Origin of the sequence: Corynebacterium doosanense CAU 212 = DSM 45436 (assembly GCF_000767055.1) — a bacterium.
Lineage (GTDB): Bacteria > Actinomycetota > Actinomycetes > Mycobacteriales > Mycobacteriaceae > Corynebacterium > Corynebacterium doosanense.
In genome coordinates, this window is record NZ_CP006764.1 from 1,811,713 (window position 1) to 1,829,722 (window position 18,010).

Below are 18,010 nucleotides of genomic sequence, written 5' to 3' on the forward strand. Positions count from 1 at the left end.
TGGCCGGCATGAGCATTCCCGGCGCGCCCCTGACCTACATGGCTGACGGGACGATCAAACAACTCAACCCGTTCTCCGGGACCGAGGTGTGGTCGGTGCCCGGCCGGGGAAATCGGCCGCTGTCCACGCCGCCCGCTTCTCGACGCCCCCTGCAACCCGTATCCCCCGAGAACTACTGCGCCTTCTGCGCGGACCGGATGCTGCAGACCCCGCCGGAGAAGTCCCGCGTGGTGCTCGAGAACGGGCATTTCGACCTGGTGGGCGCCGTCACCCCGGAGCACCTGCACGACACCCGCGCGGAGTTCCGACGCGTGCCGAACCTCTTCGAGATCGTCTCCTACGACTACTGGCGGCAGAACTACGGCTACGAGATCGACGCCGACACCCGCGCTGCCATGGCAAAATACCTGGCAGCGCCGGGAGGCGCGGAGCACGTGGAAAAGATCGTCGATACGCGAATCAAGGCCGCGGGAAGCAACCCGAACGAGGCAGGACGGCAGATCCTGCGCGAGTCTTACTTCGCCGGCGGGCACGACGTACTCGTAGCGCGCAGGCACTTCGTGGACGGCGCGGAGTTCGACGACCAGCTCGCCAGCTCGGGCACGCTCAGCGTCGCGGAGCACCGCGCGTTCATCCGCCTCGCCGTGGAATCCACCCGTGACCTCTACGAACGCAACCCCTACGTGCGTTACGTCTCCGTGTTCCAGAACTGGCTCTCCGCGGCCGGGGCAAGCTTCGACCACCTGCACAAGCAGCTCGTGGCCATCGACGCGCGCGGGGCCAGCGCCGACGAGGAGATTGCCCGACTGCGCCACAACCCCAACATGTACAACGAGTGGGGCGTGAACTACGCCGGCTACCACAACCTCATCATCGCGGAGAATGATCACGCGGTGCTGGTCGTGGGCATCGGGCACCGCTACCCCACCCTGAGCATCTACTCCACCTCGGCCAGCTGCCGGCCCTGGGAGCATTCCGGCGAGGAGATCGACGCCATGAGCGACCTTCTCCACGCCGCGCACGCCGCCGCCGGGCCGTCCGTGCCGTGCAACGAGGAGTGGCACCACCAGCCCCCGGACGTCGACGTGGCCATGCCGTGGCGGGTGAACATCAAGTGGCGGGTGTCCACCCTCGCCGGATTCGAGGGCGGGACCAAGATCTACGTCAACACCCGCACCCCGGAACAGACCCGCGACCTGGTTGTGTCCGCGCTCTATGAGCTGCGCCGACAAGGCCGGATCGACACAAACATCCGCATCGCCACCGAATGCTCCACCACCCCGAACCGACTGCGTTACATACAGAGGAACCCATGACTCTCGACATCGCCCGCTTCCTGTCCACCCACGGCACGGACCTGTCCTTCCAGCGCCCGTTCTACGAGGACCTGCACGAACACCCGGAGCTCTCCGGGCAGGAGTCGGAGACCCTGTCGCGGATCGTCGCGCAGCTGAAACGCTTCGACTGCGAGATCGTCTCCCCCATCGGCGGCTTCGGCGCCTGCGCGGTACTGCGCAACGGCGAGGGCCCCACCGTATTGTTCCGCTCAGACCATGACGCACTCGCGGTGAAGGAGGAGACCGACGTCCCTTATGCCTCCACGAGGCTTCGCCCACGTACCGACGGCACCATGTCCGGCGTCATGCACGCCTGCGGCCATGACATGCACACCGCCGCTCTCATGGGCATGATCGCCATCCTCGACGACAACCGCGACACCTGGTCCGGCACATTTGTCGGTCTGTTCCAGCCCGCGGAGGAGAACTCCACCGGCGCCAACGCCATGATCGCCGACGGACTGGCCACCAAGATCCCGCGTCCCGACGTCTGCCTCGGTCAGCATGTCCTGCCCGGGCGCGCCGGGGAGGTGCAGACGATGGCCGGGCCCGAGTTCGCCGCCTGCGACTCCATCCGCATCACCCTGCACGGGCGCAGCGCCCACGGCTCCATGCCACACCGTGCCGTCGACCCGACCTACATCGCCGCCATGATCATCGTGCGCCTGCAGGGCATCGTCGGCCGTGAGGTCAACCCGGACGACTTCGCCGTGGTCACGGTCGGGCAGATGCACGCGGGCACCACCAACAACATCATCCCCGCCACCGCCGAGCTGGTGCTCAACTGCCGCTTCTTCAACGACACCACTAAGAAGCGCATCTACGCAGCCATTCGCCGTGTCGTCGAGGCCGAATGCCAGGCCTCCGGATCGCCCAAGCCCCCCGAGTTTGAGTTCTTCGCCCACGGCGAGCTCATCGACAACTCCCCCGAGGTCTTCGAGGCCGTGCGTCCGGTGTTTGACCAGGTCTTCGGCAACGACAGCGTCGACGCCGTGCGCACCAGCGCCTCCGAAGACTTCTCCCACCTTCCCGCCGCGTTTTCCGCCCCCTACCTCTTCTGGATCATCGGCTGTACCCCCAGGGACGTGTGGGACGCCGCGGAAAAGGCCGGGCGCACCGACATAGACGTGCCCGTCAACCACCAGCCCACCTTCCTGCCCGACTACGAACCCACGGCCGATGCGGCGACCAAGGCCGGGGTGGCGGCGGCGCTGGCTTATCTGGGGCGGACTTAACAACTTTCACACTGGACAGTTCTCACCCCCGGGGGGACTTCTTTCGGGCCCGAGATCAATTTTCCTATTGGGGCGCTAACTATTAGGATATCGTCCATGTCAGATCCAGTCCGGATCTTCTCAAGGCCTCCCTCAATCTGACGGGACACCACTCAATGCGACGACTCCCCGCAGCTCTACTAGCCATTCTCGTCTCCACGTTTCTGGCTACCTTCACGCTGCCCATACCCGCAACCGCCCAATCGTCGACGCTTTCATCAGGGTTTTCCAGCCTTCCCGCCCCCTCAGTAGATCCTAACTCGATACCGGACCCAGCAGATCCTAACTCGATACCGGACCCAGCAGATCCTAACTCGATACCGGACCCAGCAGATCCTAACTCGATACCGGACCCAGCAGATCCTAACTCGATACCGGAAAACTTCTGGGAGCGGGCAACCGTGGGAGATGCTAATGAACAGGAGTCCGAAAACATAATTTCTCTGCAGTCGAGATCCGCGTCACTCGCGGACTGTGACCGTACTAGTCGTTTCCGCGCATGCGAAACATACCGACTCAAGCTCGATCACTGTGCAGGAACGGCACCGTCTTGCACACTGATAGGGAGCCGAACAATTGTTTTCCGGGCAGATATCAACATGGGCCCCGCCAACAAAACGCCGTGGACTAAGCCATATGCCACCATCACATCTGAGACCGGTGCACCACTTCCTGAAATAATCTCCTATGAATTCGTATCCAGCGATAACCGGTTTCTAACTCCGCCAAAATCGGTGAGTTCGGAAGATTTGAAGAACACCGTGGGGCTCAAGGACCTTGATCAACAAACGTTGAGTGTAGCTTCCACATCGCCGGGGACCCCCGGGATCCGAGTGAACATGAGATTCACTACGACGCTGAGCCCGACCCCGATCTCACAACCTGGAAGCTACACAGTTCGCTGCAGCCGTGCATGGACAGGAACTACCGCCAATTGTGTGAATCCAAATAATTTACCCACACTGTCATTCAGCCGAGCCGAAATGCCCTACATTGCAGAAAATATTTCAACCGCGATCGCAGCCGGACACCCCTCGACGCTTACCCGAGCCACAAGTGACGATCGCGACGCCAACCGAGTTGCAGTCTGCGGGCCGGTAGCAAAGCGAAAGCTGGAATCACTCCAACCTAAGCCGCCCGGAATGTCTGACCCGTCTTGCGATGAATATCCGTTCGCATCAGCAACCCAAGGCGGCGCGAATGCACAGACCAAGTGGGTGCCATCCCCAGAAAACAATTTGCAGGGTAACCAAATGTCCACTTTCCTTCGAACTCAACAGGTTCAATATGGGGATTCCTACAGGGTTAAGGTGAGCTAGCAAATGCCGGCCTGTCTAAGCGGCGCCATTAAGGTGCCTGGCGCCGTTACCTTCGGAATATCAAATGTTCCTTATATTGAGGACTCGGACGACCCAAACTGGGAGCCATGGGGTCCTGATACCGTCTTTCAAATGACGGACGATTTCCAAATCATTGCTCCGCCCGAATGGCATAAGAAGGCGCTCCTATTCGCAGGTACCAGCCATATTGAAATAGTTCCCCCGACTATGGACGAAGCTGTAGGGATGACCCTCTGCATCTTAGATTCCAACCCGGGCGAGCCAGACATGGACGGATGGAATCAGTATTCAGAGGTCTCCGCAACGTTCCTCCCCGGGCCGCCCGCCAATCTAAATGACAACTACGGTGGACCTGCAGGTTACCCGGGCGAGCCAATCAATGACTGGCGCCTCCCTTGCGGGACGTGGCGCGTTCGCGGCTATGCCTACTACGAATACACAAAGACCGACAATGGCACCCCAGGGACGCATCCTGACAGCGTCGAATTCATGGACTACCCCGATTCGGGCCGCACCTGGGACAGTCTTCCCGGACAGATGCGACTTGAATTCTGGCCAGAGGACACCCTCCGACCACGCCAAGACATTTTCCCACCACTAGAAGGAAGAATCGCAAAATGAGGAAAGCATCGTATTTCACACGCGTCGCAGCACTTTTCTTAACAATACCACTCGTCTTGGGAGTTCAGGCACCAGCGAGCGCCGCCTCCAAAACTGGTTGGACCGGTCCCACAACCCCAATTGACGGCCGTTTGTACATGCACAATTCTACGATCACCGACTCTCCCGCACTGAGCGCCTCTACCCGTATTTGGTCCATGACCGGTTCTGAGGCCCCGCAGGGAACCATGGGCGTTCGAGCGCGACTTTTCAAATCCGGGGTTCTCTGTGAGGCTATTGATTACCAGTACAACCCCTGGCCCGCCACCGAAATGTCTTTCGGAACTTCCCGGAACTGCGGGGACGGCTGGTACAACAGCCACGGATTTGTATCTGTGTGGAATGACACGAAACAAACGTACGTGAATCTTCCCACGTTCCAAACGGATCCCATTTGGGTGGCCAGCGGTGCACGATTGACACGGACCTTCGCCGCCCAGCAAAAACCGGCTTCCGCCGACCGTGTGAAGGTCGAAGATGCTCCGGCCGGATTTACTCCCGCGTTCGGAGACAATGGAACCCAGGGCTTCGTCCGAGACACGGACCTTGAGACAACCCTGCCCGAAAACCCTTCCCACGCGACAGATGAGTCGGCTCCGGGCGATCGAATCATCCCTCTCTTCGCCTCTGACGGCGCAGAGGTCGTGGGCACGTTCACTATCACCACTGGGTAACCTGCGCAGCCTGATGATCCTCAGGATTTTTGCCCGTTCACCGACACCGCCGGCCCAGTAGGAGGCGGATGACCCCTCTCTCGGCGACCAGCGCGCCTTTGAGAGGGGGACTGTCCACCCGTATTTTTCGAAGTTGTGACCACTACCAATACTGATCAGAATGGCTATTTACTGTTCTCCCAGTTGAAATCCACCCCGATCAATACTGCTGGAAGCGCTTCGGACTTCGTTAGATCCAACCACCGCCCCTCCCCCCCATACGAGTGGACTTGGACTAGGGTGCGTTCTCTCAGGGCTGAGCACGTCCTGCGCAGAAATCTACCTGCGCCCAACTGCCGCCCTCAATCGGCACGAGATTGAACGACCGAACGTACCTAAGTTATTTCCACACCGAATTGGTTCCGGTATGCTTAATTTCCAAACACGGAGCCCAGAGGGTTAAGTATTTACACACAGTAGAAAAGGGTCATCTGATGGAGAATTGCGTAAGCGGTGCGATTAAGGTGCCTGGCGCCGTTACCTTCGGAATATCGAATGTCCCATATGTCGAGGACTCGGACGACCCAGGCTGGGTGCCATGGGGTCCAGATACTGTCTATGAAATGACGGAAGATTTCTACATCATTTTCCCGCCCGAGTTCCATAAGGGTGCCTTCCTCTTCGCAGGTGTGAGTCATCTGGAAATACTTCCTCCAACCATCGACGAGGCAGTAGGAATGACTCTCTGCATCTTAGATTCCAACCCGGGCGAGCCAGACATGGACGGTTGGAATCAGTATTCAGAGGTCTCCGCAACGTTCCTACCTGGGCTGCCCGCCGAGTTGAACGATAACTACGGTGGGCCAGCAGGTTACCCGGGCGAGCCAATCAATGACTGGCGCCTGCCGTGCGGGACGTGGCGCATTCGTGGCTACGCGTACTACGACAAGACCCAAACTCGACACGGGATTCTAGGCACCCATCCCGACAGCGTCGATTTCATGGACTACCCCGGATCGGGCCGCACCTGGGACTCCCTCCCCGGCCAGATGCGGCTCGAGTTCTGGCCGGAGGCTTCCCTCCGTCCCCGCCAAGACATTTTCCCCGACTAGAAGAAAGAATTGCAAAATAAAGAAGACAGTGTGTTTCACCCGCGTGGCAGTGATTTCCGTAGCTATCTAGCTGCCCATTGGAAGTGAGACATCTGCCGGAACCCCGCTCGAACCGGTTGGGTCGCAACACCCGCGCAAGGAGAGACCCCCCAAATTTTGACGTGTACCACCACAACCCCTAGCCACACCGGCAAACAGACCCCATATAAGTAACGAATAGTGTGTCGCGATCGTCGATTAGCGATCCCTGCCGTCTCGGCCACGTGGACAGGTGAAATACCCGAAAGCCGTATAGGCTCAGGAACCTGTGCTCCACACCCGTTTCGTGAACTTAAGGCAGGATTTTTCGTGCAGGATTTCCAAGTTTCAGGTCATGTCCGCGCCGCTTCCGGCACCGTCCCCAGGCTCGCCACCGACCGGAAATTCTGGTTCGGCCTCTCCCGCTCCGTCGTTGACCGCATTGCCGACGACTGGCACGAAACCCGCAAGGCCTATGCCCCCGTACGCCAGCAGCATTACTTCTCCGCCGAGTTCCTCATGGGCCGCGCGCTACTGAACAACCTCACCAATCTGGAGCTTGTCGACGACGCACGCAACCAGGCCGCCGAGCTCGGCCACGACCTCGTCGACGTGCTCGAGTCGGAGAACGACGCCGCGCTGGGCAACGGTGGCCTCGGTCGCCTCGCCGCGTGCTTCCTCGATTCCGCCGTCACCCAGGACCTGCCCGTCACCGGCTACGGCCTGCTGTACCGCTACGGCCTCTTCCGCCAGGAGTTCTCCGACGGCTTCCAGGTCGAGCACCCCGACCCGTGGCGCGAGGACGGCAACCCCTTCACCATCCGCCGCTCCCATCAGAAGCGTGCCGTGCATTTCGATGACATGGACGTCCAGGCCGTGCCCTACGACATGCCCATCACCGGCTACGGCACGAAAAACGTGGGCACGCTGCGCCTGTGGAAGGCCGAGCCGTTGGCCGAGTTCGACTACGACGCCTTCAACTCCCAGCGTTTCACCGACGCCATCGTCGAGCGCGAGGCCGTCAACGACATCTGCCGGGTGCTCTATCCCAACGACACCACCTATGAGGGCAAGAAGCTGCGCGTTCGTCAGCAGTACTTCTTCACCTCCGCGTCGCTGCAGGAGATGGTCGCCAACCACGTCGAGGAGCACGGCGACGTGCATTCCTTCGCCGAGTTCCACTGCGTCCAGCTCAATGACACCCACCCGGTGCTGGCCATCCCCGAGCTCATGCGCCTGCTTCTCGACGAGCACGGCCTGGGCTGGGAGGAGGCGTGGGACATCGTCACCAAGACTTTCGCCTACACCAACCACACCGTGCTCACCGAGGCCCTGGAGCAATGGGAGGAGTCGATCTTCAAGTCCATGTTCTGGCGCGTGTACGAGATCATCGTGGAGATCGACCGCCGCTTCCGCCTGGACATGGAGTCCCGCGGCCTGGACGCCGAGACCATCGAACGCATGGCGCCGCTGCAGGGCGGAACCGTGCACATGGCATGGATCGCCTGCTACGCGGCGTTCTCCATCAACGGCGTGGCGGCGATCCACTCCGAGATCATCAAACGCGACACCCTGGCCGACTGGGCCGCGATCTGGCCGGAGAAGTTCAACAACAAGACCAACGGCGTCACCCCGCGCCGCTGGCTGGCCATGTGCAACCCGCGCCTGCGCGAGCTCCTCACCTCACTCACGGGTTCCGACGCCTGGATCACCGACATGGACATCCTCGCCGATCTCGCCCCGCTGGCCTCTGATGACGAGGTCATGGAGGAGCTGACCAGCATCAAGGCCGCCAACAAACGCGACTTCGCCACCTGGATCAAGAACCGCCAGGGCATCGACGTGGACCCGGACTCAATTTTCGACGTCCAGATCAAGCGTCTGCACGAGTACAAGCGTCAGCTGCTCAACGCGCTCTACATCCTCGACCTGTACTTCCGCATCAAGGAGGACGGGGAGACCGACCTGCCCAAGCGCACCTTCGTGTTCGGCGCCAAGGCAGCCCCGGGTTATGTGCGCGCCAAGGCGATCATCAAGCTCATCAACGAGATCGGCGAGCTGATCAACAACGACCCGGAGGTGTCCAAGACCCTGCGCGTGGTCTTCATCGAGAACTACAACGTCTCCCCCGCCGAGAAGATCATCCCCGCCGCCGACATTTCCGAGCAGATCTCCACCGCCGGCAAGGAGGCCTCGGGCACGTCGAACATGAAGTTCATGATGAACGGCGCCCTGACCCTGGGCACCATGGACGGCGCCAACGTGGAGATCGTCGACTCCGTCGGCGAGGACAACGCCTACATCTTCGGCGCCCGCGAGGAGGAGCTGCCCGGCCTACGCGCCGAGTACTCCCCGCACGAGTACTACGAGCGGGTGCCGGGCCTCAAGCGCGTGCTCGACGCCTTCGACAACGGCCTGCTGGACGATAACGGCACCGGCCAGTTCCACGACCTGAAGAACTCGCTCATCCACGGCTACGGTGAGTCCGCCACCGACACCTACTACCTGCTCGGTGACTTCGAGGACTACCGCGAAACCCGCGACCGCATGTCCGCCGACTACGTCGCCGACCAGCTGGCCTGGGCACGCATGTGCTGGGCCAACATCTGTGCCTCCGGACGCTTCTCCTCCGACCGCACGATCCGCGACTACGCCGACGAGGTGTGGAAGATCTCCCCCGCTGCGGTGAAGTAGAGCCGCACAGACGAAACGGCCCCGTTTCCCGCGGATGCGGGAGACGGGGCCGTCGATACGCGAGGTACTAAACGATGTCCTCCGGCGTATCCTGCTCCTCCTTGGGAACGGTGACGACCTCGCCGAGGAGGTGCACGTGGATCATGTTGGTGTTGCCCGCGATTCCCGGAGGGGTGCCGGCGACGACGACCATCATGTCGTTCTCGGAGTACTCGGGAAGCGCGAGGAGCTCGCTGTCGATGATGTCCATCATCTCCTCGGTCTTCTCGATGGGCTTGCAGAGGAAGGTCTCCGCACCCCAGGTCAGCGCGAGGCGCGAACGGACGTGCTGGTGGGGTGTGAACACCAGCAGCGGCAGCGGGGAGTGAAGGCGCGCGACGCGCTTGGCGGTGTCACCCGAGGTGGTGAACACGACCAGGGCGCGGGCGCCGAGGCGCTCGGCGATGTCACGGGCCGAGTAGGACACGACACCACGCTTCGTGCGCGGGACGTGGCTGAGCGGCGGGACGGACCCGTCCTTCTCCGCGACCTTGACGATGCGGCTCATGACCCGGACGGTGTTGTGCGGGTCGCGGCCCACCGAGGTCTCGCCGGAGAGCATGACCGCGTCGGCGCCGTCGAGCACGGCGTTGGCCACGTCGGAGGCCTCCGCGCGGGTGGGGCGGGAGTTCTCGATCATGGAGTCGAGCATCTGGGTGGCCACGATGGCGGGCTTGGCGTTCTCGCGGGCAATCTGGATCGCACGCTTCTGCACCAGCGGGACCTCCTCCAGCGGGATCTCCACGCCGAGGTCACCGCGGGCGACCATGATGCCGTCAAAGGCAAGCACGATGGACTCGAGCGCGTCGATGGCCTCGGGCTTCTCCAGCTTGGCGATCACCGGCACGCGGAACCCGTACTCGTCCATGATCTCGTGGACCAGGTCGACGTCCGCGGGCGAGCGCACGAAGGACAGGGCGACGAGGTCGACGCCGAGCTCCATGGCGTAGCGCAGATCGGCGATGTCCTTCTCGGACAGGGCGGGGACGGAGATGTCCATTCCCGGGAGGGAGACACCCTTGTTGTTGGAGACGGGGCCGCCCTCGACGACCTCGCAGACGACGTCGTCGCCGTCGACCTCGATGCACACGAGCGCGACCTTGCCGTCGTCGACGAGCAGGCGGTCGCCGGGCTTGGCGTCGCGGGCGAGGTTCTTGTAGGTGGTGGAGACACGGTCGTGGGTGCCCACGACATCCTCCACGGTGATGCGGACGACCTCGCCGTTCTCCCACACGGTGGCGGTCTCTGCGAAGCGTCCGAGGCGAATCTTCGGGCCCTGGAGGTCGGCGAGGATGCCCACGGCCTGGCCGGTCTCGTCGGTGGCCTCGCGCACCCAGTCATAGTTCTGCTTGTGGTCGGCGTGATCACCGTGCGAGAAGTTCATGCGGGCGACGTTCATGCCAGCTTTCACCAGCTCAAGGATGCCTTCCTTGGAAGCGACGGCCGGGCCGAGAGTACAGACGATCTTGGTTCTTCTATCCACGTGTTTCACCCTACTTGCTTGGTTAACCTGAGCGTGCTGATTAGTAGTATTTTTCCGGATACCTCACAGTGGCGCGAGGGTGTCCGCGATTTCCGACCCCAACCTACCTGCGCTTTTCCTGCCCCGCTACTTCAGTGGGCATCTCGTCCACATTCCGGTTCGTGGGATTTCCGTCACCCTTCGCCGTGATCAGTTCCCCCTGCTCATCCCGCGGACGCGGATCCACCTCGGCCGGCGTCTCCTGGCCCTTGCGCAGCCGAAGGAACACCACGACCGCCACGAGGAACACGATCGCGGACACCCAGGTGTTCACCCTCAGGCCAAGGATCATGGTGGCGTCGTCGGCGCGCATGAGCTCAATCCAGAACCTGCCCAGCGTGTACCCGGCCACATACAGGGCGAACACCCTGCCGTGGCCCAGCCGGAATCGTTTCTCCGCCCACAGCAGGAGGACAAAGACCAGCACGTTCCACAGCAGCTCATAGAGGAACGTGGGATGCACCGTGGCGATGACCTCACCCGTCGAGCGGCCCGTCAGCGGGGCGAACTGACCGTGTTCGTCGACCCGGTAGTAGATCTCCAGTGCCCAGGGCACGTCCGTCTCCCGGCCGTAGATCTCCTGGTTGAACCAGTTGCCCAACCGGCCGATCCCCTGCGCGAGAATGATGCCGGGTGCCACCGCGTCGGCGAAGGGCGCGAGGGGAACCTTCTTGAACTTGAACAGCAGCCAGACCGCCACCGCGCCCAGGGCGATCGCGCCCCAGATCCCCAGCCCGCCGGCGGTGATGTTCAACGCCTGCCAGGGATTGCGACCTTCGCCGAAATACTTCGGCGCATCGGTGATCACGTGGTACAGCCGGCCCCCAACGATGCCGGCAGGGATGGCCACGATCGCCGCGTCCCACACCTCGTTGGGATCCCCGCCCTTGGCCCGGAAACGCCTGAGCGTCAGCCACAGCGCGACCAGGATGCCCGCGATGATGCACAGCGCGTACGCACGGATGGGGACGGGTCCGACCTGCCACACGCCCTGCGGCGGCGAAGGGATATTGGCGAGAATCATGGTGTTCACCCCAGACAGTGTGCCCGATGCTTATCGACGCCGCCGTCCACCGGGTCCCCGGCGTGCCGCCCACCATGGGGTCGCTGGGTACCAGTTTGGGGCCCTGCCTGGTAAGTCGTGTGGCTGCCCCCCGGTCTGTGTGCCTACCGAAAGGCCTGTTTGGGTACGCCGAACCCCACTTCGGTAGGACTTTCGGCCCGCTCGGCGCCGAAACCAGCCGGCCGCGTACCTGAGGGCCTACCGAACGCACCCCCGAACCCCGCCGAACCCCTCTTCGGTAGGTCTTCCGGCCCGCTCGGCGCCGAAACCAGCGGACCGCGTACCTGAGTGCCTACCGAAAGCACTTCCGAACCCCGCTGAACCCCACTTCGGTAGGTCTTTCGGCCCGCTCGACGCCGAAACCAGCGGACCGCGTACCTGAGTGCCTACCGAAAGGCCTGTTTGGGTACGCCGAACCCCTCTTCGGTAGGTCCTCCGGCCCGCTCGAGGCCGAAACCAGCGGAAACCACCCCTCAAAAAGGAATCACCGCGACGGGCACGCGGGATGCTGGCCAGCGGCGACCAGCGACCTCGCCTTGGCCGCCGGATCCTCGGAGCTCATGATCGCCTCGCCGACGATGACGGCGTCCGCACCCGCGGCAGCATAGGACAGCAGGTCCTTCGCGGTGCGCACCCCGCCGAGGGCGATCCGCAGGACCTCCGGGGGCAGGCCGGGGACGATGGAGTTGAAGTTCTCCCGGTCGAGTTCGGCGGAGTTGATGGACCACGCGTTGACACCCACGACCGTCGCCCCGGCCGACAGGGCCCGGTCGGCCTCCTCGGGGCTGCGCACCTCGGCGAGCACGGTCATGCCGAGGGATTCGATGCGGTCGATGAGGGAGACCAGGCGGGCCTGGCCGAGCAGCTCCACCTGGAGGGGCACGATGTCGGCACCGAAGTAGCGGGCCTCGTGGATCTGGTAGGGGTCGACGATGATGTCGCGGCACATCATGGGCAGGTCCACGGCGAGCCGGGCCTCGCGCATGTCCTCCAGGGAGCCGGCGTAACGCAGTTTCTCCGTCTGGCAGGCGATCATGTGGGCGCCGGCGCGTTCGATGGAGGCGGCGAACTCCGACATGGAGGAGATGTCGATGCTCTGGCCGCGGATGGGGATCTGGCGTTTGATCTCAGCAATAACGCCGCAGCCGGATCTGAGGATCGCGGCGGCGGCGTCACGGGGTTCGGGGGCCTGTCGGGAAAGGTGCTTGATCGACTGGAACGAGGTCACGGCCTCCCGGGCGGCGACATCATCCAGGATCCCGGCGACGATCCGGTTGACAGCAAAAGGACCGCTCATGCGCCCTCTCCCTTACGTCCCGGTGGTCTTTGAGAAAATGTTAACCGCCGGGTACGACACAACTGAAATCAGCGGGCGCTATCCGTGGGATCCGTGGGATCGATGTCGTCGTCGAGGGCGTCCCACATGACCCGCCCGGAATCCGGGGAGGTGCGCAGGTCCTCCTCAAGCTTTTCCCGGCGGGCGGCCTTGCGTTCGTATTTGTTGAGCTTGGGGCCGTCGACACCCGGGCGCAGGGCGAGCAGCACGCCGCCCACCAGGGCGACGGCACACCCGAGCAGCGCCAGCGCCGGCCCGAGGGTGGCGACGTCGATCGAGGTGACCTGCGCCCAGGAGGAGATGCTCACCGGGTCGCTGGCCCGCTGGCTCGCCGCACCCGAGGAGAGGAGGGCGTGGGCACGCTGCGGGTCGGGCTCCCCGGTCAGGAGGGTGAGTGGGGTCCAGCTCGCACCGGCAGCGGCAAGCGCGGCGACTATGCCGACGAGTCGTCGACCCAGGCGTCGCAAAGCCAGCGCCGCAATGGTGGCCACGGCGAGGAGCAGGGCGACGGCGGTCGCCTCCGTCGACCAGACGGAACCGGGCAGGTCGTGCACGGCGGCCCCGGCGAGGTCGTCGAAGACGGAGACGGTGAGCCACCGGGACCGCGAGGAGATCCAGAGGATCAGCGCGCCGAGCCCGATGAGCAGTGCTGCCTGGCGTTTCATCGCGCCTCCAGGAGGACGTCGGCGTCGAAGCACGTCCGGTCTCCGGTGTGGCACGCTCCGCCGGTCTGGTTGACCTTGAGCAGGACGGTGTCGCCGTCGCAGTCGAGGCGCACCTCGGTGACCTCCTGGACATTTCCGGAGGTCAGGCCCTTGATCCAGTATTCCCGGCGCGAGCGTGAGTAGTACGTGCCCTGGCGGGTGGCCAGCGTGTAGGCGAGCGCGTGCGTGTCCATCCACGCCATCATCAGCACCTCGCCGGTGTCGGCGGCCTGGACGACGGCGGGCACGAGGCCGTCGGCGTTGAAGGTCACCCGCTTCTCGACGGCGCTGTCCAGCACATACTCCGCGGGGCTCACTGGCGCACCTCGAATCCGTTAGCGGCGAGCTCCTGCTTGACCTCGCTGATGCTCACTTCCTGGAAGTGGAAGATCGAGGCGGCGAGCACGGCATCGGCGCCCGCCTCCACGGCCGGCGGGAAGTGCGCGGCCGTTCCGGCACCGCCCGAGGCGATGACCGGGACGTTCACGGCCTCGCGCACCAGGCGCAGGAGTTCGAGGTCGAAGCCGTCGCGGGTGCCGTCGCCGTCCATGGAGTTGAGCAGGATCTCCCCCACGCCGAGCTCCTCGCCCTTGCGCGCCCAGGCCACCGCGTCGATACCGGCCGAGCGGGAACCGCCGTGGGTGGTGACCTCGAAGCCGGAGGGCTGGTCGGCGGAGCGGCGGGCGTCCACGGACAGCACGATGCACTGGGAGCCGAAGCGGCGGGAGAGCTCATGCAGCAGCTCGGGGCGCGCGATGGCGGAGGTGTTCACGGAGACCTTGTCCGCGCCCGCGCGCAGGAGCTCGTTGACGTCTTCCTCCGAGCGCACGCCGCCGCCCACGGTCAGGGGGATGAACACCTGCTCGGCGGTGCGGCGGACCACGTCGAGCATGGTGCCGCGGCCGGCCTTGGAGGCGGAGACGTCGAGGAAGGTGAGCTCGTCGGCGCCCTCGCGGTCGTAACGTGCGGCGAGTTCGACGGGGTCACCGGCGTCGCGGAGATTGTCGAAGTTGACCCCCTTGACCACTCGGCCGTCGTCGACGTCGAGGCAGGGGATGACTCGGATGGCTAGGGCCATGGGACTAACGTGCTCCTTGCTCTGAGCAACCTAAGGTTTGGGCGCTCAAGAATTTCTGACCGTGTTGATGGTACTCATCAGCTCCGCGTGGACTTCGGGAGTCCCCGCCACCACCCCGGTGGAGTCCGGGGTCCAGTCGCGGCCGTCGATGTCGGTGACCACTCCCCCGGCAGCCCGCACCAGCGCGACCCCGGCGGCGTTGTCCCACACATAAGGCGAGAAGCTGATGGCTCCGTCGAAGATCCCCTGCGCGGTCAGCGCCAGGTCCGCGCCCACCGACCCGGTGATCCGCGGGCGCAGGGAACCCGCGGCGAGGATGCCCAGCATCTCCAGCCGCTCGTCGGAGGTGAAGGGCGAACGCGAGCGCGACGAGACCGAGGAGAACCCGACCTGGGTGACCATCCGGTGACGCCGGGCCAGAGCGGGCGCCTCCCGCCCGTTGACCACCAGCGGCCCGCCCGAGACCACGGTGAGCCGGCGGTGCAGCAGCGGAAGCGACGTCACCGCGAGCACCGGCTGATCCTCGACCAGCAGGCTGAGCAGGATCGCGCACATGGGGTTGCCGGCGGCGTAGTTGCTGGTGCCGTCGATGGGATCGACCACCCACACCGCGTCCGAGGAGTACGCTCCCCCGGCCTCCTCGCCGTAGACGGGGATGTCGGTCTCCTCGAGCAGGGCCCGGACGCTGGACTCGATCTCCAGGTCGACCTCGGTGGCGAAGTCACCCGGGCCCTTGAACTCAGCGGGATCCGCCCCCAGGCCGGCGACGAACATCGCCTCCGCCTCGTCCACCACCCTCTCTGCCAGGGTCAGCATCGCGCGCAGATCCATGGGGCCCTCAGGCACTGACCGCGGCAAGGGCCTCGGGGAGGGTGAGGCGGTTCTCGTAGAGCGCCTTGCCGATGATGACGGAATCGATGCCCTCGTCGAGGTGGCGGGAGACCGCCAGGACGTCGTCAAGCGAGGAAATCCCGCCCGACGCCGTGACGGCCGCGTCGGTGGCGGCGGAGACGTCGCGCAGCAGTTCGATGTTCGGGCCCGAGAGCATGCCGTCGCGCGAGACGTCGGTGACGATGAAACGCTGGCAGCCCGCGGAGTCGAGGCGCTCGAGGACCTCCCAGAGGTCGCCGCCGTCGGAGACCCAGCCGTTGCCCTTGGCGCGGTACTGCCCGCCGACCTCCTCGACGGCGATGTCCACGGCGACCTTCTCGCCGTACTCTCCCAGCACGCGGGCGATCCACTCCGGCTGCTGCAGGGCGGCGGTGCCGATGTTGACGCGCTTCGCACCGGTGGCCAGCGCACGCTCAAGGGAGGCGTCGTCGCGGATACCCCCGGTGAGTTCCACGTTGATGTCCAGCGTGCGGGTGATCTCGGCCATGAGCTCGTGGTTGGAGCCGCGGCCGAACGCGGCGTCGAGGTCCACGAAGTGCAGCCACTGCGCGCCCTGCTCCTGCCACTGCAGCGCGGACTCGAGGGGGGTGCCGTAGGACTTCTCCGTGCCAGCTTCGCCCCGGTCCAGGCGCACGGCCTGGCCGTCGACGACATCGACCGCGGGCAAGAGTGTGAACGTCATGGTCACTGATACTAGCGCTGTAGGGTGGGCGGGCATGAACGCCGCCGAAATTATCTCCGACTTCGCCTCCCGCCCCGTCGACCAGCTGGAGAACCTGGCAGATCTCACCGCCGGGCAGCTGCTCGCCCACCCGGGCGATCACCCCAACTCCATCTCCTGGCTGCTGTGGCACTCGGCGCGCCAGGCCGACGTCCAGCTGAATGCGCTGACCGACGTGGAGGAGGTGTGGACGCGCCTGGGTTACCGCGAGGAGTTCGACCTCGGCGAGATCGGCGACACCTTCGGCCTCGGCCACATCCCCGAGCAGGCGGCGCAGATCCAGGTGACGGACTTCTCCCTGCTCACCCGCTACCTCGCGGCGGTTCTCGGTGAGATCTGCGCCTACGCCGCGTCGCTGTCGCCGGAGGATCTCGATGAGGTCATCGACCACAACTACACCCCGCACGTCACCCGCGGCACCCGCATCGTCTCCATCATCGACGACGCCCAGCAGCACGTCGGCGCCGCGATGCACGTCGCCGGCATGGTCACCGGCCGCGCGGTGGGCCCGGCGTGACCCGCGGCGCGATGGCACTGCTCGAGGCAGCCCGCGCGCGGCTGGACCGGGTGACGCCGCAGCAGGCGTACGACGAAGTGCGGACGGGTTCGGCGACGCTCATCGACGTCCGCATGCCCGACCACCGCGCCGCCCAGGGCGAACTGCCCGGAGCGGTGGTCATCGACCTCACCGTGCTGCCCTGGCGCCTCGACCCCACCTTCGAGTGGCGGATCCCCGAAGCCACCGACTGGGATCGGCGTTACATCCTCGTGTGCCGACACAGCTTCAGCTCCTCGGTGGCCGCGGCGCAGCTGAAGGAGATGGGCCTAGTCAACACCACCGACATGATCGGCGGGGCCGAGGCCTGGTTTGCCGCTGGGCTTCCCGCAGGCGAGGGGCCGGCGGACGTGCGCGCCTAGAAGCTCTTCAGCCAGTTCTCCAGGAGCACGGCTCCCGGGTCGCCGGACTTCTCCGGGTGGAACTGCGTCGCCCATAGCGGGCCGTTCTCCACGGCGGCGACGAAGCGGTCTCCCCCGTGTTCGCCCCAGGACACCTTCGGCGCCTCCATGGGCGGCTCGGGGTTGAGTTCCCAGTTCCTGGCCGCGTAGGAGTGCACGAAGTAGAAGCGGGTGTCAGCGTCGAGCCCCGCGAAGAGCTGGGAATCCTCGGCGATGTCGACGGTGTTCCACCCCATGTGCGGGAGCACGTCGGCCTGTAGCCGGGTGACGGAGCCTGGCCATTCCCCGCAGGCCTCAGTGTGGATGCCGTGCTCGTCCCCGGAGTCGAACAGCACCTGCATGCCCACGCAGATGCCCATGACCGGGCGCGAGCCGGCGAGGCGCTCACCGATGACGCGGGGGCCGTTGACGGCCCGCAGCCCGGCCATGCAGGCGGCGAGTGCACCGACGCCCGGGACGAGCAGCCCGTCGGCGGCGACGGCGACCTTGGGGTCGGAGGTGATGGTCACGTCGGCGCCGACCCGCTCCAGCGCGCGGTGCGCGGAACGGAGGTTGCCGGAGCCGTAGTCGAGCAGTGCGACGGATTTAGCCATGGGAGAGAGTCTAAGACA

The 18,010-nt window shown here is 64.6% G+C and carries 17 protein-coding genes; 8 read left to right on the top strand and 9 right to left on the bottom strand.

Features of this window, described 5'->3' with window-relative positions:
• The first annotated feature begins 8 nt into the window (after positions 1-8).
• The 6 genes from CDOO_RS08910 (at position 9) to CDOO_RS08925 (ending at position 9,088) form a co-directional block, all read left to right on the top strand.
• Positions 9-1,316 carry a DUF4921 family protein gene (locus CDOO_RS08910; RefSeq protein ID WP_018020934.1) on the top strand — a complete coding sequence of 436 codons (1,308 nt, stop codon included), beginning with the start codon at positions 9-11 and terminating at the stop codon, positions 1,314-1,316.
• Entirely contained in the window at positions 1,313-2,572 is a 1,260-nt protein-coding gene (locus CDOO_RS08915; RefSeq protein WP_018020933.1) for an amidohydrolase, read from the top strand. Before CDOO_RS08910 ends, CDOO_RS08915 begins: the two co-directional genes overlap by 4 nt.
• A 1,022-nt stretch (positions 2,573-3,594) precedes the next feature.
• On the top strand, positions 3,595-3,930 hold the full coding sequence (locus CDOO_RS14530) for a NucA/NucB deoxyribonuclease domain-containing protein (protein ID WP_425389152.1): 336 nt from the start codon (positions 3,595-3,597) through the stop codon (positions 3,928-3,930).
• Between the two features lie 132 nt (positions 3,931-4,062).
• Entirely contained in the window at positions 4,063-4,572 is a 510-nt protein-coding gene (locus tag CDOO_RS13965) for a hypothetical protein (protein WP_155861258.1), read from the top strand.
• A gap of 1,315 nt (positions 4,573-5,887) precedes the next feature.
• Positions 5,888-6,376, top strand: a complete 489-nt coding sequence (locus CDOO_RS08920) for a hypothetical protein (RefSeq protein ID WP_018020932.1) — start codon at positions 5,888-5,890, stop codon at positions 6,374-6,376.
• A gap of 348 nt (positions 6,377-6,724) precedes the next feature.
• Complete coding sequence (locus CDOO_RS08925; RefSeq protein ID WP_018020931.1) at positions 6,725-9,088, top strand: glycogen/starch/alpha-glucan phosphorylase; 2,364 nt, start codon at positions 6,725-6,727, stop codon at positions 9,086-9,088.
• A gap of 67 nt (positions 9,089-9,155) precedes the next feature.
• On the opposite strand, the gene pyk is transcribed toward CDOO_RS08925, so the two are convergent.
• The 8 genes from pyk to priA all read right to left on the bottom strand — a co-directional run bounded on the left by pyk (position 9,156) and on the right by priA (position 16,403).
• Positions 9,156-10,610 (bottom strand): pyruvate kinase, encoded by a 1,455-nt coding sequence (pyk, locus tag CDOO_RS08930; protein WP_026159212.1) that lies wholly within the window; start codon positions 10,608-10,610, stop codon positions 9,156-9,158.
• Positions 10,611-10,713: 103 nt separating this feature from the next.
• Positions 10,714-11,673: a prolipoprotein diacylglyceryl transferase gene (gene lgt, locus CDOO_RS08935; RefSeq protein ID WP_081610307.1), complete on the bottom strand. Its 960-nt coding sequence runs from the start codon at positions 11,671-11,673 to the stop codon at positions 10,714-10,716.
• A gap of 523 nt (positions 11,674-12,196) precedes the next feature.
• Positions 12,197-13,009: an indole-3-glycerol phosphate synthase TrpC gene (locus CDOO_RS08940; RefSeq protein WP_018020928.1), complete on the bottom strand. Its 813-nt coding sequence runs from the start codon at positions 13,007-13,009 to the stop codon at positions 12,197-12,199.
• Between the two features lie 68 nt (positions 13,010-13,077).
• Entirely contained in the window at positions 13,078-13,713 is a 636-nt protein-coding gene (locus CDOO_RS08945) for a TIGR02234 family membrane protein (RefSeq protein WP_018020927.1), read from the bottom strand.
• The gene (gene hisI / locus CDOO_RS08950) at positions 13,710-14,069 is read right to left on the bottom strand and encodes a phosphoribosyl-AMP cyclohydrolase (protein ID WP_018020926.1); all 360 of its coding nucleotides are present in this window, start codon (positions 14,067-14,069) and stop codon (positions 13,710-13,712) included. Before hisI ends, CDOO_RS08945 begins: the two co-directional genes overlap by 4 nt.
• Positions 14,066-14,830 carry an imidazole glycerol phosphate synthase subunit HisF gene (gene hisF, locus CDOO_RS08955; RefSeq protein ID WP_018020925.1) on the bottom strand — a complete coding sequence of 255 codons (765 nt, stop codon included), beginning with the start codon at positions 14,828-14,830 and terminating at the stop codon, positions 14,066-14,068. The genes hisI and hisF overlap by 4 nt, the downstream gene beginning before the upstream one ends.
• Positions 14,831-14,875: 45 nt before the next feature.
• Positions 14,876-15,661: an inositol monophosphatase family protein gene (locus CDOO_RS08960; RefSeq protein ID WP_018020924.1), complete on the bottom strand. Its 786-nt coding sequence runs from the start codon at positions 15,659-15,661 to the stop codon at positions 14,876-14,878.
• 7 nt (positions 15,662-15,668) lie between these two features.
• Entirely contained in the window at positions 15,669-16,403 is a 735-nt protein-coding gene (gene priA, locus CDOO_RS08965; RefSeq protein WP_018020923.1) for a bifunctional 1-(5-phosphoribosyl)-5-((5-phosphoribosylamino)methylideneamino)imidazole-4-carboxamide isomerase/phosphoribosylanthranilate isomerase PriA, read from the bottom strand.
• Between the two features lie 34 nt (positions 16,404-16,437).
• On the opposite strand from priA, the gene CDOO_RS08970 reads away from it, so the two are divergent.
• Both CDOO_RS08970 and CDOO_RS08975 read left to right on the top strand, forming a co-directional pair.
• Entirely contained in the window at positions 16,438-16,959 is a 522-nt protein-coding gene (locus CDOO_RS08970) for a DinB family protein (protein WP_018020922.1), read from the top strand.
• Entirely contained in the window at positions 16,956-17,360 is a 405-nt protein-coding gene (locus CDOO_RS08975) for a rhodanese-like domain-containing protein (protein WP_018020921.1), read from the top strand. The genes CDOO_RS08970 and CDOO_RS08975 overlap by 4 nt, the downstream gene beginning before the upstream one ends.
• Here the strand turns inward: CDOO_RS08975 and hisH are convergent.
• Positions 17,357-17,992: an imidazole glycerol phosphate synthase subunit HisH gene (gene hisH, locus CDOO_RS08980; protein ID WP_018020920.1), complete on the bottom strand. Its 636-nt coding sequence runs from the start codon at positions 17,990-17,992 to the stop codon at positions 17,357-17,359. The two genes, CDOO_RS08975 and hisH, sit on opposite strands and share 4 nt — an antisense overlap.
• Positions 17,993-18,010 lie beyond the last annotated feature (18 nt).

What these genes read in the sequence shown, in the direction of transcription:
- CDOO_RS08910 (WP_018020934.1), top strand. Translation starts at nt 9, where the DNA reads ATGAGCATTCCCGGCGCGCCCCTGACCTACATGGCTGACGGGACGATC.
- CDOO_RS08915 (WP_018020933.1), top strand. Translation starts at nt 1,313, where the DNA reads ATGACTCTCGACATCGCCCGCTTCCTGTCCACCCACGGCACGGACCTG.
- CDOO_RS14530 (WP_425389152.1), top strand. Translation starts at nt 3,595, where the DNA reads ATGCCCTACATTGCAGAAAATATTTCAACCGCGATCGCAGCCGGACAC.
- CDOO_RS13965 (WP_155861258.1), top strand. Translation starts at nt 4,063, where the DNA reads ATGACGGACGATTTCCAAATCATTGCTCCGCCCGAATGGCATAAGAAG.
- CDOO_RS08920 (WP_018020932.1), top strand. Translation starts at nt 5,888, where the DNA reads ATGACGGAAGATTTCTACATCATTTTCCCGCCCGAGTTCCATAAGGGT.
- lgt (WP_081610307.1), bottom strand. Translation starts at nt 11,673, where the DNA reads ATGATTCTCGCCAATATCCCTTCGCCGCCGCAGGGCGTGTGGCAGGTC.
- CDOO_RS08940 (WP_018020928.1), bottom strand. Translation starts at nt 13,009, where the DNA reads ATGAGCGGTCCTTTTGCTGTCAACCGGATCGTCGCCGGGATCCTGGAT.
- CDOO_RS08945 (WP_018020927.1), bottom strand. Translation starts at nt 13,713, where the DNA reads ATGAAACGCCAGGCAGCACTGCTCATCGGGCTCGGCGCGCTGATCCTC.
- hisF (WP_018020925.1), bottom strand. Translation starts at nt 14,830, where the DNA reads ATGGCCCTAGCCATCCGAGTCATCCCCTGCCTCGACGTCGACGACGGC.
- CDOO_RS08960 (WP_018020924.1), bottom strand. Translation starts at nt 15,661, where the DNA reads ATGGATCTGCGCGCGATGCTGACCCTGGCAGAGAGGGTGGTGGACGAG.
- priA (WP_018020923.1), bottom strand. Translation starts at nt 16,403, where the DNA reads ATGACGTTCACACTCTTGCCCGCGGTCGATGTCGTCGACGGCCAGGCC.
- CDOO_RS08970 (WP_018020922.1), top strand. Translation starts at nt 16,438, where the DNA reads ATGAACGCCGCCGAAATTATCTCCGACTTCGCCTCCCGCCCCGTCGAC.
- hisH (WP_018020920.1), bottom strand. Translation starts at nt 17,992, where the DNA reads ATGGCTAAATCCGTCGCACTGCTCGACTACGGCTCCGGCAACCTCCGT.